Annotated in this window: 1 protein-coding gene; it reads right to left on the bottom strand. The window is 51.2% G+C overall.

Features of this window, described 5'->3' with window-relative positions:
• Positions 1-40: 40 nt before the first annotated feature.
• Positions 41-1,188 (bottom strand): IS3 family transposase gene (locus J1G34_RS26895; RefSeq protein ID WP_122582746.1). Its coding sequence is split into 2 segments (ribosomal slippage): positions 41-933 and positions 933-1,188, totalling 1,149 coding nucleotides; the frame shifts between segments, so codons are not numbered across the junction.
• Positions 1,189-1,251: the final 63 nt, after the last annotated feature.

Genomic DNA, 1,251 nt, shown 5'->3' with positions numbered 1-1,251 from the left:
TGAGGTGGTCAACTTTTTCCGGACACCTCAATCGGTGTTTTCAGGCTGTTTGCCGCTCGTACTGATTGGGCGGCAAATAGTCTAACGATGAATGCATTCGTCGTTCATTGTAGAACCGCACAATGTAATCCGTGACGTCCCTGATTGCTTCATCATGATTGGCATAGTCCTTCCTCCAAACACGCTCCATCTTCAGGTTCAAGAAGAAACGTTCCATGACTGCGTTGTCCCAGCAGTTGCCCTTGCGGCTCATGCTGCAGCGCAAGCCATGTCGTGTCAGCATGGCTTGGTAAGTAGCGCCTGCATACTGGCTGCCCCGATCTGAGTGCGCGATCAGACCCGGTTTAGGCTGTCTCTGTGTGATGGCTAGTTGCATAGCACTGCACACCAACTCTGCGCGCATATGCGGAGCCATGGACCAGCCTACGATCTTGCGTGAATACAAATCCATGACAGCCGCCAAGTACAGCCAGCCGCTTCGAGTGCGAATATAAGTGATGTCAGCAACCCATGATTGGTTGATCTGCTCGGGGTTAAACTGGCGGTTGAGCAGGTTCTCAGCTACCGGGAAATTATGATTACTGTTGGTGGTATGAACGAACTTGCGCTTCCAGATCGGGCGTAAATCCTGTTGTTTCATCAGCCGACGGACCTTGTGCCGCCCAATGGATACGCCATCGCTACGCAGTGCTTTCATCACCCGACGACTGCCATAACAGTGCTCATTGGTCATGAACGTAGCTTTGACCTGAGCTGCAACCGGACAGACAGCTTTTGGCTTAAAAGACCGCTGACGAGCTTCATAGAACCCCGAACGGCTGATCCGCAAAACCCGGCAGATACGTATTACCGGGTAGGCCTTGCATTGCATTTGGTGAACCAATTGGTGGATCACTTCAATTCGCGGGCAAAGAAGGCCGTAGCTTTTTTTAATATATCGTTGTCAGTCTTCAGCTCGCGGATCTGCTGCTCAAGCTGACGAATACGCTGTTGCTCGCTGGTTAACGGTTTACCAATCCCTGTACCACCTAACTGCTCGGCTTGGTACTGCTGGACCCAGCGGCGCACGGCAGTGTCACTCAAGTCTAAATCGGTACAAACGGAGTTCACGCTCAGGCCTTGGTCAACAATCATCTTGCAGACTCTTAGCTTGAAAGCGGCGTCGAATTTTCTGTACTTCTTGGTCATGGAATACTCCTCAATAGGTGTAGTTTCACCTATTGAGGTGTCCGGGACTATTAGACCAGCTCA

This window comes from Pseudomonas sp. Wu6 (assembly GCF_019891515.1).
In the GTDB taxonomy this organism is placed as follows: domain Bacteria; phylum Pseudomonadota; class Gammaproteobacteria; order Pseudomonadales; family Pseudomonadaceae; genus Aquipseudomonas; species Aquipseudomonas orientalis_A.
This window is presented reverse-complemented; position numbering and strand designations above follow the sequence as displayed.